16 protein-coding genes are annotated in these 13,749 nt (G+C 35.5%); 12 read left to right on the top strand and 4 right to left on the bottom strand.

From position 1 onward, the window contains the following. Positions 1–20 precede the first annotated feature (20 nt). From K0U91_RS06320 to K0U91_RS06295, 6 genes are all read left to right on the top strand, one after another. The gene (locus K0U91_RS06320) at positions 21–674 is read left to right on the top strand and encodes a hypothetical protein (RefSeq protein ID WP_220178806.1); all 654 of its coding nucleotides are present in this window, start codon (positions 21–23) and stop codon (positions 672–674) included. Positions 675–812: 138 nt separating this feature from the next. Next, entirely contained in the window at positions 813–2,138 is a 1,326-nt protein-coding gene (locus tag K0U91_RS06315; RefSeq protein ID WP_219969889.1) for a 2TM domain-containing protein, read from the top strand. Beyond that, complete coding sequence (locus K0U91_RS06310) at positions 2,128–2,427, top strand: 2TM domain-containing protein (RefSeq protein ID WP_220178805.1); 300 nt, start codon at positions 2,128–2,130, stop codon at positions 2,425–2,427. Before K0U91_RS06315 ends, K0U91_RS06310 begins: the two co-directional genes overlap by 11 nt. Before the next feature lie 172 nt (positions 2,428–2,599). After that, positions 2,600–2,896 (top strand): 2TM domain-containing protein, encoded by a 297-nt coding sequence (locus K0U91_RS06305; RefSeq protein ID WP_219969891.1) that lies wholly within the window; start codon positions 2,600–2,602, stop codon positions 2,894–2,896. A 22-nt stretch (positions 2,897–2,918) separates the two neighbouring features. Next, on the top strand, positions 2,919–3,191 hold the full coding sequence (locus tag K0U91_RS06300) for a 2TM domain-containing protein (RefSeq protein ID WP_220178804.1): 273 nt from the start codon (positions 2,919–2,921) through the stop codon (positions 3,189–3,191). A gap of 51 nt (positions 3,192–3,242) precedes the next feature. Next, on the top strand, positions 3,243–3,986 hold the full coding sequence (locus K0U91_RS06295) for a LytR/AlgR family response regulator transcription factor (RefSeq protein ID WP_220178803.1): 744 nt from the start codon (positions 3,243–3,245) through the stop codon (positions 3,984–3,986). A gap of 61 nt (positions 3,987–4,047) precedes the next feature. On the opposite strand, the gene K0U91_RS06290 is transcribed toward K0U91_RS06295, so the two are convergent. Together K0U91_RS06290 and K0U91_RS06285 are read right to left on the bottom strand one after the other, a co-directional pair. Then, positions 4,048–4,818 carry an SDR family oxidoreductase gene (locus K0U91_RS06290; RefSeq protein WP_220178802.1) on the bottom strand — a complete coding sequence of 257 codons (771 nt, stop codon included), beginning with the start codon at positions 4,816–4,818 and terminating at the stop codon, positions 4,048–4,050. Positions 4,819–4,834: 16 nt separating this feature from the next. After that, positions 4,835–5,590: an SDR family NAD(P)-dependent oxidoreductase gene (locus K0U91_RS06285; RefSeq protein WP_220178801.1), complete on the bottom strand. Its 756-nt coding sequence runs from the start codon at positions 5,588–5,590 to the stop codon at positions 4,835–4,837. A 120-nt stretch (positions 5,591–5,710) separates the two neighbouring features. Between K0U91_RS06285 and K0U91_RS06280 the strand changes: the two genes are divergently transcribed. Continuing rightward, positions 5,711–6,121, top strand: a complete 411-nt coding sequence (locus K0U91_RS06280) for a winged helix-turn-helix transcriptional regulator (RefSeq protein ID WP_258561823.1) — start codon at positions 5,711–5,713, stop codon at positions 6,119–6,121. 46 nt (positions 6,122–6,167) lie between these two features. Here K0U91_RS06280 and mnmA read toward each other — a convergent pair whose 3' ends face one another. Then, on the bottom strand, positions 6,168–7,355 hold the full coding sequence (mnmA, locus tag K0U91_RS06275) for a tRNA 2-thiouridine(34) synthase MnmA (protein WP_220178800.1): 1,188 nt from the start codon (positions 7,353–7,355) through the stop codon (positions 6,168–6,170). 150 nt (positions 7,356–7,505) lie between these two features. On the opposite strand from mnmA, the gene K0U91_RS06270 reads away from it, so the two are divergent. Beyond that, positions 7,506–8,033, top strand: coding sequence for a hypothetical protein (locus tag K0U91_RS06270; protein WP_220178799.1), 528 nt, complete (start codon positions 7,506–7,508; stop codon positions 8,031–8,033). A 75-nt stretch (positions 8,034–8,108) separates the two neighbouring features. Here the strand turns inward: K0U91_RS06270 and K0U91_RS06265 are convergent, their stop codons facing one another. After that, positions 8,109–10,640 carry an ATP-dependent Clp protease ATP-binding subunit gene (locus K0U91_RS06265; protein ID WP_219969898.1) on the bottom strand — a complete coding sequence of 844 codons (2,532 nt, stop codon included), beginning with the start codon at positions 10,638–10,640 and terminating at the stop codon, positions 8,109–8,111. 158 nt (positions 10,641–10,798) lie between these two features. Between K0U91_RS06265 and K0U91_RS06260 the strand changes: the two genes are divergently transcribed. The 4 genes from K0U91_RS06260 (at position 10,799) to K0U91_RS06245 (ending at position 13,745) form a co-directional block, all read left to right on the top strand. Next, positions 10,799–11,023 (top strand): uroporphyrinogen decarboxylase, encoded by a 225-nt coding sequence (locus K0U91_RS06260; protein ID WP_220178798.1) that lies wholly within the window; start codon positions 10,799–10,801, stop codon positions 11,021–11,023. Continuing rightward, entirely contained in the window at positions 11,023–12,126 is a 1,104-nt protein-coding gene (locus tag K0U91_RS06255) for a glycosyltransferase (RefSeq protein ID WP_220178797.1), read from the top strand. The genes K0U91_RS06260 and K0U91_RS06255 overlap by 1 nt, the downstream gene beginning before the upstream one ends. A gap of 231 nt (positions 12,127–12,357) precedes the next feature. Further along, positions 12,358–12,777, top strand: coding sequence for a SufE family protein (locus K0U91_RS06250; RefSeq protein WP_220178796.1), 420 nt, complete (start codon positions 12,358–12,360; stop codon positions 12,775–12,777). 5 nt (positions 12,778–12,782) lie between these two features. Then, the gene (locus K0U91_RS06245) at positions 12,783–13,745 is read left to right on the top strand and encodes a glycosyltransferase family 9 protein (protein WP_220179057.1); all 963 of its coding nucleotides are present in this window, start codon (positions 12,783–12,785) and stop codon (positions 13,743–13,745) included. The last annotated feature ends 4 nt before the right edge of the window (positions 13,746–13,749 follow it).

Below are 13,749 nucleotides of genomic sequence, written 5' to 3'. Positions count from 1 at the left end.
CAACCTTAAATTTAGAAATTATGAAAAAAATCTTCTTAAGTTTTGCTTTAGTATGTGTGAGCTTATTATCATTTGCTCAGGCTAATTACGAAAAAATAATGACTGAAAAAATATCGAAAGTTGAAGCTGCAAAAACCCCACAAGATTTTCAGGCTTTAGCAAATGATTTTCAAAGAATTGCCGAAAAGGAACAGAAAAAATGGCAGCCAAATTATTACACCGCATTGTCATACATCCAGAAAGGAAGAGCTTTGATGCAGGAAGGAAAATTGCAGGAACTCGATGCTATTGCTGATCAGGCCCAGAAATATATTGAGGCAGCTGCGAGTATAGAAAAGGAAAATTCTGAAATCCATCTGCTTCAAAAGATGGCTTATTCTCTAAAAATGATGGTCAACCCTCAGGAAAGATACATGACTTTTGGAATGAAGGCTCAGGAAGAAATGACTATTGCCGAAAAACTGAATCCCAACAATCCGAGAGTAACATTGATCAAAGCAGAAGATACCTACTTCACACCCGAACAATATGGAGGAAGCAAAACAAAAGGAATGGAACAATTCAAAAAGGCTTTGGAACAGTTCAATTCTTTTCAACCAAAAACCGCTTTAGATCCTAATTGGGGCAAATCTGAAGCTGAATATTTTATAGGAATGTCTGCTCCCACAAAATAGTTTTAACGAATAACCTCAACCTTCCACCAGATCCGGAAGGTTTTTTTTAATGCCCTTCAGATAGCAAAAAATACCATTCGGCAGGAAATAATTTTTGTTGCCTAGAAAATCGACTAATTTTGAATCAGAAAATAGATCATGAAACGAAAAAATAACATCATCTTACTTTGGGTTTCTCTGGCAACAGCGTTATTCTTCTTTATATTTTTCACAGATGAGAAAACCATCAGTAATTTTTTATTGAGTCTTCTTATTTCATTGATGTATTCTTTTTTGATCGGTGCGGGAAATGGGCTGATCAACGATTTTCTCAACAAACGCCTTCCTTGGTCTGAAGCTACGCAAAAGAGAGCAGTTTTAAGTATTATTTCGATTCTTATTGCCAATTTTATCCTGGTTTACTTTTGCAATTACATCAATTTTGTTGTATTTCAAAAAAGCGCAACAACAGAGGAGTTTTTTAGAGGAAAATATAATTTCATCAATTGGTTTATGGTGAATATCGCATTGCTGATCTCGGCTTTTCTGCATGCAAAAGGCTTTATGGAAGAGCTGAAAAAAACGTCAAGAAAAGAAGTTGTAGAGCAGAAACTGATTGCAAAATCTGCGAACGCCCAGTTTGAAAGTTTAAAAAACCAGTTAGATCCACATTTCCTTTTTAATTCTTTAAATGTTTTGAGCTCATTAATTGATGAAGATCCACATAAGGCTCAGGATTTTACTGCCTCAATGTCAAAGATTTACAGGTATGTTTTGGAGCAGAAAGATAAAGAGCTTGTAACTGTAGAAGATGAAATGGAATTTGCGAAAACCTACTGCGATCTACTAAAAACCCGTTTTGAAAATAGTGTAGATTTTGTATTTGAAGTGAAAGATCAGGATTTAAAAAGATTTGTTGTTCCTCTCTCGCTGCAGCTGCTGTTAGAAAATTGCATCAAGCATAATTTAGCCACATCATCAAAACCATTACTAATCAGAATCTTCACAGAAGGCGATACTTTATGCGTCGAAAATAATTTGCAGATTAGGGAGCAGATTAAAGAAAGCGCCGGTATTGGTTTAGCCAATATTGTACAGCGTTACTCATTACTTACAGATAAAAATGTGTTCATAGAAAAATCGAAAGATTATTTTAAAGTTAAACTTCCGGTTCTCAATCATCAACCAAAAGTAATCACTGATTTGATTGCGGAGGATGATCAGGCTTACTTAAGAGCTAAAAAGCGGGTGCAGGAAATGAAGAGTTTCTATGGGAATTTGATTTCGTACTGCATTGTGATTCCGTTTTTGATTATCGTCAATTTAATTACCAATCCGAATAACTATTGGTTTTACTGGCCAATGCTGGGTTGGGGAATTGGTCTTGCTGCTCATGGGATGAGTACTTTTGCTGTTGGAACCAACTGGGAACAGAAAAAAATCAAGGAAATTTTAGAAAAAGAAAATAATCGTTATGGAAAATAATATAGAGCAGAGAATCCGTTATCGGGCAGCAGAAAAAAGAGTGAAAAAACTCAAAGGATTTTACATTCATTCTATTGTGTTTGTCTTTGTGAATGTACTCATTCTTGTATTAAAAATGACCAAGCTATACCCGGAAGAAAATTTTTGGAGCTGGGAATATCTTAAACTTCCTTTATTTTGGGGTATTGGTCTTGCAGCCCACGGAGTGAGCGTTTTCTTTCCCACATTGATCCTTGGCAAAAGCTGGGAAGAGAAAAAAATTAGAGAACTGATGGAAAAAGATAAGTAAATTTTAAAAAGTTTCATCTAAAAAAAAGTCCTGATTCCATTGAATCGGGATTTTTCCTGTTCAGGTGCAAAAAACAACCGTTCGGTGATATAAAGTTGAATCATCTATGGTTCTTATCCTACATTTGACTCAGGAAAAAATAAAAATATTAAAACTTAAAAAATAAAACATCATGGAAAATCTATCATTCAACAAAGAAAACAGAGCCTACGAAAAAGCCGCCAAAAGAGTAAAAGATCTGAAAGGATTTTATGGAAATCTTACATCATACTGCCTCGTCATTCCGTTTTTATTGATTCTGAATCTTTTAACATCTCCGGAACATCTTTGGTTTTACTGGCCTATGTTAGGTTGGGGATTAGGAATTATACTTCATGCAGTAGGAACTTTCGGAATCGGAAAAAACTGGGAAGAGAAGAAAATAAGAGAATTGATGGAAGAGGAAATGAAAAACACAAAATCACTTTAATTAGAATCATAAAACTAAAAAAATGGATTACAACATCGCGCAAAAAAAAGTAAAAGATTTAAAATCATTCTATAAAAACTGCATGTGTTTTGCCATTGTAGCATCAATTATTTTGATCAGAAATTTTGTGAAATATGCTGAGACAGATCATTCTTTTCGCGGATCAATTGTATTGGCTGTCTGGGGAATTATTTTGACGATAAAAGCGATAAAATTATTTTTTCTGAATGCAGATTGGGAAAATAAAATCCTGCAAGAAGAACTTAACAAGGAGAAAAGACCGATTAATTTTTAAAGCTGAAAAGATTTAATTATTTTTATTTCAGATTAAACTAAAACCAACCCAATGATTACAACGGTTATCATCGAAGACGAGAAACCCGCCGCAAGAAAACTGGAAAGAATGTTGAGCTTGTTTCCTGAATTACAGCTGGTTGCAAACCTAGAATCTGTGGAAGATGCTGTAAAATGGTTTTCAGAAAACGATCATCCGCAGCTGATTTTTTCTGATATTGTTTTGGGTGACGGCCTTTCGTTTGATATTTTCGAGAAAATTTCTACAAAAGCTTTTATCATTTATACGACTGCTTTTGATCAGTATACTTTAAAAGCTTTTAAGCTCAACAGCATCGATTATCTTTTGAAACCGATTATGAACGACGATCTTGCAGGAGCCATTGAAAAGTTCAAATCATTTCTACCATCGGATCAGTCTGTTAACTCAGAGAATATTAAGCAGTTAATTAAAAAAGAGAAATCTACACTTTCGAGAGTTTTGGTTAAAATAGGGTATAATCTGAAAATTATTCAGACAGATGAGATCAGCTGTTTTTTCAGCGAAAATAAAATTGTTTATCTCCAGACTCCGGACCGTCATTACCCATCAGATTTTACTTTGGATGAACTGGAAGATGTCTTGGATGAAAAGAAATTTTTCCGTGTCAACCGGCAGTTTATTATTAATTCTGAATATATCAAAAACATTCACACATCGCCAAACTATAAAGTGGAGCTCGACTTTCAGCCTGTGGGAGAAATTACGGTAAGCAGAGATCGTGTAAAAGATTTTAAAGACTGGTTGGTTGGTTAAAAAAGTCCGGAATATATTATCCCGAACTTTTTAGTTTAAAGTTTTATATGATGAAATTAATTTATTTCATCAGGCTGATATTCGTCAATCCGCCATCTGAAAGTATTTCCGTTCCTACTATAAAAGATGATTCATCCGAAGCCAGAAACACTGCTGCATTTCCCATATCCGATGGAAGTCCCTGTCTTCCGACAGGAGTAATATCTATCCACATTTGCTTTACCTGATCCAACTGTTCTTGTGGAACAAGTTTTCCAAAAACAGGCGTATCGATCGAACCTGGTGAAAGTGCGTTTACTCTTATTTTTCTAGGCAGTAAGTCAAGAGATAAGCCTTTGGCTAAGGAAATAACTGCAGCTTTTGCCGCTGAATAAATGGCCATTCCCGGTGCAGCACGGTGCGCTGCGCTTGATCCGATGAGGATGATTGATGCTCCATCATTTAGATACGGAAGTGATTTTTGTACTGTAAAATAGGCGCTTTTCAAATTGAGATCCATGTATTTATCATAGCTTTCTTCGTTCACATTGTCTACAGTACCCATTGCAATACCATCAACAACTCCTCCCGCATTCACGACCAATGCATCAATTTTGCCAAATTTTTCTGCTGTTTTCTTGAAAATATTTTCTAAATCGTCAAGATTGGTCACATCTCCCGGAATAGCAATAAATTCTTTGCCTAAAATTTCTAAAGAATTGTTTAGCGTTTTTTCATTTCTCCCGGTAATGGTTCCTACAGCTCCTTCATTTTTAAAAGCTTCTGCAATACCCAAACCGATACCGCTGTTTCCGCCTGTAATGACGGATACCTTATTTTTAAGTCTGTTCATCTTTAAATTTTAATAATTAAAAACCATAAATTCCACCGGAAACGGCAATCTGTTCACCAGTAATCCATCCTGCATCGTCAGAGGCAATAAACACGGCAACCTTTGCGATATCTTCCGGTTGTCCCGTACGTCCAAGTGGTGTGTTAGAAACAAATTTAGTTTCGGCTTCGCTACCGATAAATCCGGCACTATGAGAACCTTCTGTTTCTACAATTCCAGGCAATATAGAATTAATTCGAATGTTTCTGCCAGAAAATTCTTTTGACAGAGCACTAGTAAAAGCGTCTAATGCTGTTTTTGTTGCAGAATAAACAGCACCTGTCGGCAAGGGTGACCTGCTTGCTCCGGAACTGATATTGATGATGTTTCCCCCTTTTTCTCCAAATAATTTTAAAGCAGACTGGATGGCAAAAATTGATCCTAAAACATTGATGTTGAATTGCTGATGAAATGTTTCTGCAGATACTTGCTCGATGGGTTCGTAGTTGTAAATTCCGGCGTTGTTTACCAGAACATCTAGTGTTCCGAAAGCATTTTTAGTTTCATCAAACATTCTGATGACTTCATTTTCTTTTGAAACATCGGCCTGTACTGCAATTGCAATTCCACCGATTCTGGTAATTTCATTTACTACTTTATCGGCATCTTCTTTACTTGATGCGTAGTTCACTACCACTTTTGCTCCTTCTGCCGCAAAATATTTTGCAATTGATGCTCCAATTCCTTTTGAAGCACCTGTAACTATAGCTACCTTGTCTTTTAACTTGTCCATTGATTTGTTTGTTATAAAATTGAAGGACAAAATTATGACTCTTAAATTTATTTTGGTAACTTTGTAACGAAAAGTAACAGTAACAACCGAGTTACGTTGTAACATAAAAGTAACCACCTTATGAGTTGTCAACCCCTAAAAACAGAAGAGCACAAAAAAGAAATGATGGCTGTTCAGGATTCAATGGATGTATTGAGCGGCAAATGGAAAATAGCTATTATTTCGTCTATTTGTTATTACAACAAAAGAAGATTTTCGGATATCTTGAATGATGTTGTCGGTATTTCGAATAAAATGCTGAGTAAAGAGCTGAAGGAATTGGAAATCAATAAATTAATTAAACGGACGGTTTTAAATACTCAGCCGATAACTGTTCAGTATGAACTTACACAACACGGTAAATCTCTTCAAACGATTATCAATAACCTGACAGATTGGGGAATTAAGCATAGAAAAGAGATTATTGGGAATATTTCTGAAGAACAAAGTAATTTCGAATTACAAAAAACGGTAACCGCAGATATAATGTAATGAGGTTCTAAAAGAAAAAAAGACCTTCTCTGAAGGTCTTTTATATTTACGAAATGACTCCGCTTCCAATCAATTCATCATCAATGTACCAAGCTGCAAACTGTCCTTCTGCGATGGCTGATTGCGGTTCAACAAATTCCACAAAGAAAACATTTTCAAACTGATAAATTTTTGCTTTCTGCAAATCTTGTCTATAACGGAATCTTGCTAAAACATCCATCGATTCTCCGTTTTTTAGTCTTAAATCTTCACGCACCCAATGTAATTCGGTATTATCAACTTTTAAGGCTTTTTTGTGTAAACCCGGGAAACTATGACCTTCTCCGACAAAAATGATATTGTTTTCCATATCTCTGGAAACAATAAAACATGATTCTTTATGGCCGCCGATTCCTAAGCCTTTGCTTTGTCCGATCGTGAAAAACTGAGCGCCCTGATGTTTTCCTATAATTTTACCGTCAGATTTTTTATAATTAATTTTTCGGCTTAGAAATTCAAGCTCTTCTTCTTTAGATGAAAATGTTGGAATTTCTTCAGAAAACAAAGGCGAATCTTTAAAAATCTCTACGATTTCACCTTCTTTCGGAACCAACTGTTGCTGTAAAAACTGAGGCAAACTTACTTTTCCGATAAAACATAATCCTTGTGAATCTTTTTTGTCGGCAGTTACCAAGCCAATTTCTTTGGCAATTTCTCTTACCTGTGGCTTTGTCAGCTCACCAATGGGAAACAATGCTTTTGACAATTGATCCTGATTCAGCTGACATAAAAAATAGGACTGATCTTTATTATTGTCTTTTCCGGCTAATAAATGAAAGATTTCTTTTCCGTTTTCATCAATTGTGGAATCTACTCGTGCATAATGCCCTGTTGCCACCTTTTCTGCACCAAGCGACATTGCAGTCTTCATGAAAACATCGAATTTCACCTCTCTGTTGCACAAAACATCGGGATTTGGAGTTCTTCCTCTTTGATATTCATCAAACATATAATCGACGATTCTTTCTTTGTAAAGCTCGCTCATATCGATCACCTGAAACGGAATTCCTAATTTTTGAGCTACCATTAAAGCATCATTGCTATCCTCAATCCATGGACATTCATCTTCCAAAGTTACGGAAGCATCGTTCCAGTTTCTCATAAATAAAGCCACGACTTCATGACCTTGCTGCTGCAGCAAATACGCTGTAACGCTCGAATCTACGCCTCCGGAGAGGCCTACTACTACTTTCATGTATTCAATTTTACGAAACTCTTAACGGGAGTTCTTAGTTGAGCGGCAAAATTACGATAATCCTATTCACAAAAAAAATGATAATTTTATGCATTGATAAAAACGATAGTATCAAAAGTCGCAACTTTAATTTCACCAAAAACATTAGATATGAAAAAATTATTTATTTTCTCATTCATCTTTATCTCGGGATTATCATTTTCTCAGGTTTCTTTAGGAACACCAGCAGCTGAAACCAATAAATGGACTTTCGGTGGAGGTTTGGGTGTTGGCTTTGGAAGCAATTCTTATTTCAATCTTCAGGTTTCACCGAGGGTAGGTTATCGACTGACTAATGATTTGGAAGCTGGTTTGATGGGAAGTGTTTCGTGGCAGACTTCTGATTTCTATAAGTCAAAGCTGTTTGGTTTCGGACCCTTTGTCAATTATTATTTCGCAAGATCTTTCTATGTAAGTGGAAATCTGCAGCACTTTTTCGTCAATTATGAAGATAAGCTTTATGATTTTAAAAGTAATCAACAGGAAACTGCACTGTATTTAGGAGGGGGTTATATGCAACAGATAGGGAATAATTCTTTTATGCAAATTGGCTTGATGTACAATGTTCTGTATAAAGAAAACAGCAGTGTTTTTTCTGGTGGATTGATTCCTAGTGTTGGCTTTGTGGTTGGACTTTAATAACTGCAACAATTCTGTAAAACAAAAAGCATCGAGAATTTCCCGATGCTTTCATTATATTATTTAAAATTGATTTTAAGAAGATTTCTCTGCAGACTTTTTAGTCTTGTGAGTTTTTCCTTCCAGTCCGTCTTTAGCTTCATTGACATCTAAAGTGACCGTTTCGCCTTCAGTTAATTGCTTGTTGACCAGCATTTCAGCCAATAAATCTTCAATGTATTTCTGAATGGCTCGCTTCAATGGTCTTGCACCAAAATCTTTATCCCAACCTTTTTCTGAAATGAAATCTTTGGCTTCAGTGGTTAAATCAACTTTATACCCTAATTTTTCAAGTCTTGAATACAGTTTACCTAATTCGATATCGATAATTTTAGAAATATCTGTTCTCTCAAGAGAGTTGAAAATCACGATATCATCAATTCTATTTAAGAATTCCGGAGCAAATGCTTTTTTAAGGGCATTTTCTATCGTACTTCTAGTCCTTGAATCTGAGTTCGATTTTTTAGCATTTGTTCCAAATCCTACGCCATCACCGAAGTCTTTGATATCTCTGGTTCCGATGTTTGAAGTAAGGATGATAATTGTATTTCTAAAGTCAATTTTTCTTCCTAAACTATCCGTAACGTGACCTTCATCTAAGATTTGTAACAAGATGTTGAATACATCAGGATGTGCCTTTTCTATCTCATCCAAAAGAACTACTGCATAAGGTTTTCTTCTTACCGCTTCAGTTAACTGTCCACCTTCTTCGTATCCGACGTATCCCGGAGGCGCACCAACTAATCTTGAAACTGCGAATTTCTCCATATACTCACTCATGTCAATTCTAATCAGAGCTTCGTCAGAATCGAAGAGTTCTCTCGCCATGACTTTTGCAAGCTCAGTCTTACCAACACCCGTTGTTCCTAAGAAAATAAATGTTCCAATAGGACGATTTGGATCTTTCAATCCCGCTCTGTTTCTTTGGATTGCTTTCACTACCTTTTTCACAGCGTCTTCCTGACCGACCACTTTTCCGTTAAGATTACTGTCCATTCCGGCCAATTTATCCAACTCATTTTTACCTACTTTCGTTACCGGAACTCCGCTCATCATTGATACTACTTCTGCAACACTTTCTTCAGAAACGGTTTCTTTTTTCTCTTTGACATCTTTATCCCACTGATCCTGAGCAGAATTCAACTCCATCTGCAAACGCTCTTCTTCATCTTTCAGCTTTCTTGCTTCCAGATAATCCTGAGCTTTTACGGCTTTTTGTTTCAGTTCTTTGATATCTTCGATTTTCTTTTCAAAATCAATAATTTCGGTAGGAACTTTCATGTTTTTAATATAAACACGAGATCCTGCTTCGTCCATCGCATCAATCGCTTTGTCCGGTAAGAATCGGTCGGTAATGTATCTTGATGTCAAATTGACACAAGCCAGAATTGCTTCATCTGTGTATACTACATTGTGATGCTCTTCATACTTATCTTTAATCTGATTCAAAATCTGAATCGTTTCCTCAATATTGGTAGGCTCTACCATTACTTTTTGGAATCTTCTTTCCAAAGCACCATCTTTCTCAATATACTGACGGTACTCATCAAGAGTTGTAGCACCAATACATTGAATTTCACCTCTTGCCAAAGCCGGTTTAAACATATTGGATGCATCTAAACTTCCGGTAGAACTTCCTGCTCCTACAATTGTGTGCAACTCATCGATGAATAAGATTACGTCACGGTTCTTTTCAAGTTCCGTCATAATCGCTTTCATTCTTTCCTCAAACTGACCACGGTACTTTGTTCCGGCAACTAGACTTGCCAAATCCAAAGTGATAACTCTTTTACCAAAAAGAACTCTTGAAACTTTCTTCTGTTGAATTCTTAAAGCCAAACCTTCAGCTATGGCAGATTTACCAACTCCAGGCTCACCAATCAACAACGGATTATTTTTCTTTCTTCTTGATAAGATTTGAGAAACTCTCTCGATCTCTTTCTCACGACCGATAACCGGGTCTAATTTTCCGTCTCTAGCCAATGAAGTCAAGTCTCTACCAAAGTTATCCAGAGTCGGAGTTTTACTTTTTGCAGAACCTAAATTTCCTGTAGGTTTTCTCATTTGCTCAAATTCTTCTCTGTCATCGTCATCGTCATACGCAGAGTTTTGAGGTGCAGATTGACCGGAATTTTTTAGCATGGTTTGATATTCTCTTGAAACTCCTTCATAATCAATATCATAAGCTCCTAAAATACTTGAAGTTGGATCCTCATATTTGTATAAAATGCCCAAAAGCAAGTGAACGGTATTGATCTCGTTGCTCTTATATTGTCTGCATTCTAATTCCGCACGTTTAATGGAATGATCTGCCATTTTGGTGAAAGAAATATTGGTAACCTCTTCAGAAATAGGATTAAGACTTGCTGTATTTAAAGTTTCAATTTTTCTTCTGATCTGTGTTAAATCGGCATTCAGCCCCTGAAGGATTTCTTTTGCAGAGTTTTCTGTTTTTATAATACCTAAAAGTAGATGTTCTGTATTAAGAAATTCACTCTTCAGCCGCTTAGCTTCATTTTTGCTTTGTTTGAACACTTGGCTCAAACCTTGTGAAAACTTATAATCCATAATATTGTATCTCAAATTTGGAATAACGATAACATTTATCGTTTACTCTTAATCTAAATTACAAATATTTTACCAAAAAGCAATTAATGACTTTATGGCAGAGAAAAGTTTTTTATCTTATTGAAAATGATTAAGTTTGTTACTCTCAAATTATTCTCATGACTCCCGAGATTGCTATCTACATTGGCTATGCCGCATCACTTTTTACCATATTGAGTTTTATACTTAAAGATTTAAGAAAAATCAGAATTGTCAATTTGATTGGATGTATCTGTTTTGTCGTTTATGGAATTTTCAGCGGGATGCTCTGGCCGGTTATTATTCCAAACGCAATTATTTGCTTTGTACAGATTTATCATTTATTGACAGCTAAGAAAAAGTAATGGTAAGAAAAAAAATTTTGACTTCCGCTTTCAGTAACCTTTACACGGACCAGAGAATTGAAAAAGTTTGCCAAACCCTGCATGAAAATGGCTATGAGGTTGAATTAATCGGCAATAATTGGGGAGGTGAAGAGCAAATGCAACGTCCTTATCAATTTGTAAGAATAAGAATGGTCTCCAAAACTTTAAAAACGGCTTACTTTGAATTTAATTGGAAGTTATACCAAGAACTGAAGAAAAAAGCTGACAAAAACACCATACTTCATGCGAATGACCTGGATGCGTTGCTGCCAAATTATCTTTTATCTAAAAAATTAAATATTCCTTTGGTATTCGACAGTCACGAAATTTTCTCAGAAATGCCCGCAGTTCAAGGGAAAATGTCTCAGAAATTATGGCGTTATCTGCAAAATAAAATTGTTCCGCATCTGAAATTTATGATTACCGCAAGCGGAAGCTATGCAAAATGGTTTCAGAATAAATATGGAGTCAAACCTGTTGTCGTTCAAAATGCTCCTAGAAAGATTAATTTTTCATTTGAAATTCCGAACAACAATCCGAAAATACTTTTATATCAAGGTGCAATCAACCCTTTTAGAGGAATTGATAAGGCCGTTTTGGCAATGCATCACGTTGAAAATGTTATTTTTAAAATTGCAGGAGACGGACCAAAGAAGAAGGAATATCAAGATTTGGTTTTAAAAGAAAGCCTTCAGAATAAAGTGGTGTTTTTAGGAAAATTGCTTCCGGAAGATTTAAGAAAAATCACTTTAACCGCTGATGTTGGAATGAGCATCGAGGAAAATGGCGGTGAAAGTTATGAATTTTCACTTCCAAATAAGGTTTTAGATTGTATTCAGGCACGAGTTCCATTAATTTTATCACCGCTTCCTGAAATGATTAATATCAAAAAACAATTTAATGTAGGCGAGATTATCGAAAATCATCAACCTGAAAACATTGCCTCCTCAATTAATTTAATTCTGAATAAAGGAAGAAAAAATTATCAGCCTGAATTGCAGAAAGCTTCAAATATTCTTTGCTGGGAAAACGAAGAAGTAAAATTGTTGGGGGTTTTTGAAAAAGCATCAACTCGATTTTAACCATTAAGAGAATTAATGGAAAAAAAAATTAATAAGATTAGCTTTGCTTAAGATTTAAAATTGTATTTCGAAAATAAGCGAAGTGGCCTTATTTATCTTAAATATTTCCAAAACTCTCAAAAAACATAAGTCTAACCTTGCGTTTCAAGTACAAGTAATATTTTTTTCCAGCTTAAATCTGCCATAATTTATCTTTTTAAAATTGGTTATCTTTGCAGAAAGAATGTAAAAATGACCATTAAAGAAAATCAGCAGGAGCTTATTGATGAATTTGCGTTTCTTGAAGACTGGGAGCAGAAATATGAGTATATCATAGATTTGGGTAAAGAATTGAAAGGCCTTCCTGAAGAGCGTAAGATAGATGACAATCTCATCAAAGGTTGTCAGAGTAAGGTATGGATTGATGCTGAATTTAAAGATGGAAAACTTTTTTTCAACGCAGATTCTGACGGAATTCTTCCAAAAGGGATCGTTTCTTTGTTGGTAAGCATCTACAGTGGCCATTCTACGCAGGAAATTCTCGATTCGGATTTTGATTTTATTTCTAAAATCGGGTTGCAGGAATTTTTATCTCCATCCCGCGCCAACGGTCTTATGGCAATGACTAAACAAATTAAATTCTATGCGGTCGCATACCAACTGAAATCTTAGTTTTGATCAGAATTTTAGCATATCGTTTTTCCGCTTTCGGTGATGTCGCCATGACGGCACCTGTATTCCGTGAGTTTTTGGAACAAAATCCCAATGTTGAAATTGTAATGGTTTCCAGAAAGAATTTTGAGAGCTTATTTGCTGATATTCCGAATGTTATATTTAAAGGAATTGATTTTGATGATTATAAAGGTTTCTTAGGAATCCGCAGGTTGGCAAAAGAACTTCTGAAAGACCTTAAGCCTGATTATGTTGCTGATCTTCACGATGTTATCCGTTCAAAAATTTTGGATAAAATTTATGTACGAAAAGGATTAAAGGTTTTTAAAATCAACAAAGGCAAAGAGGAAAAAGAAGAGCTTACCGATGTCTGGAATTTAGATAAAAAAAAACTCAAGCTTACGGTCGAAAGGTATGCCGATGTTTTTCGTGAAATGGGTTTTAAAGTTGAACTTTCCCACCAATTAAGACCAATCTGCAATCAAAAATCCGGAGTTGGTTTTGCACCATTTGCCCAGCATAAGGGAAAAATGCTTCCTTTGGAAAAATCTTTCGAACTGGTAAAAATATTAGCCGAAAAACATACTATTTACTTTTTCGGAGGTGGAAAAAATGAAACTGAAACACTTGAAAATTGGGAAAAACAAATTCCAAATACCAAAAGTTTGGCAGGAAAACTCACTCTTTCAGAAGAATTAGACAAAATTTCTCAGCTTGAAGTAATGATTTCTATGGATTCTGCGAATATGCATCTGGCAAGCATTGTAGGCACACGTTGTGTTTCTATTTGGGGTTCCACTCATCCATACGCAGGATTTCTCGGTTTTGGTCAAAGTGAGAAAGACGTTGTACAAATTAATGATCTTACCTGCAGACCTTGTTCAGTTTTTGGAGATAAAGAATGTTATCGTGGTGACTGGGCTTGTTTGGGAGAAATCAGCGTGCAGCAAATCATTAATAAAATATAATCCG

Source organism: Chryseobacterium sp. LJ668 (genome assembly GCF_019613955.1).
GTDB lineage: Bacteria > Bacteroidota > Bacteroidia > Flavobacteriales > Weeksellaceae > Chryseobacterium.
This window is presented reverse-complemented; position numbering and strand designations above follow the sequence as displayed.

Excerpts from the sequence above, each read along its gene's own strand:
- K0U91_RS06320 (WP_220178806.1), top strand. The coding sequence starts at position 21 with ATGAAAAAAATCTTCTTAAGTTTTGCTTTAGTATGTGTGAGCTTATTA.
- K0U91_RS06315 (WP_219969889.1), top strand. The coding sequence starts at position 813 with ATGAAACGAAAAAATAACATCATCTTACTTTGGGTTTCTCTGGCAACA.
- K0U91_RS06310 (WP_220178805.1), top strand. The coding sequence starts at position 2,128 with ATGGAAAATAATATAGAGCAGAGAATCCGTTATCGGGCAGCAGAAAAA.
- K0U91_RS06305 (WP_219969891.1), top strand. The coding sequence starts at position 2,600 with ATGGAAAATCTATCATTCAACAAAGAAAACAGAGCCTACGAAAAAGCC.
- K0U91_RS06300 (WP_220178804.1), top strand. The coding sequence starts at position 2,919 with ATGGATTACAACATCGCGCAAAAAAAAGTAAAAGATTTAAAATCATTC.
- K0U91_RS06295 (WP_220178803.1), top strand. The coding sequence starts at position 3,243 with ATGATTACAACGGTTATCATCGAAGACGAGAAACCCGCCGCAAGAAAA.
- K0U91_RS06290 (WP_220178802.1), bottom strand. The coding sequence starts at position 4,818 with ATGAACAGACTTAAAAATAAGGTATCCGTCATTACAGGCGGAAACAGC.
- K0U91_RS06285 (WP_220178801.1), bottom strand. The coding sequence starts at position 5,590 with ATGGACAAGTTAAAAGACAAGGTAGCTATAGTTACAGGTGCTTCAAAA.
- K0U91_RS06280 (WP_258561823.1), top strand. The coding sequence starts at position 5,711 with ATGAGTTGTCAACCCCTAAAAACAGAAGAGCACAAAAAAGAAATGATG.
- mnmA (WP_220178800.1), bottom strand. The coding sequence starts at position 7,355 with ATGAAAGTAGTAGTAGGCCTCTCCGGAGGCGTAGATTCGAGCGTTACA.
- K0U91_RS06270 (WP_220178799.1), top strand. The coding sequence starts at position 7,506 with ATGAAAAAATTATTTATTTTCTCATTCATCTTTATCTCGGGATTATCA.
- K0U91_RS06265 (WP_219969898.1), bottom strand. The coding sequence starts at position 10,640 with ATGGATTATAAGTTTTCACAAGGTTTGAGCCAAGTGTTCAAACAAAGC.
- K0U91_RS06260 (WP_220178798.1), top strand. The coding sequence starts at position 10,799 with ATGACTCCCGAGATTGCTATCTACATTGGCTATGCCGCATCACTTTTT.
- K0U91_RS06255 (WP_220178797.1), top strand. The coding sequence starts at position 11,023 with ATGGTAAGAAAAAAAATTTTGACTTCCGCTTTCAGTAACCTTTACACG.
- K0U91_RS06250 (WP_220178796.1), top strand. The coding sequence starts at position 12,358 with ATGACCATTAAAGAAAATCAGCAGGAGCTTATTGATGAATTTGCGTTT.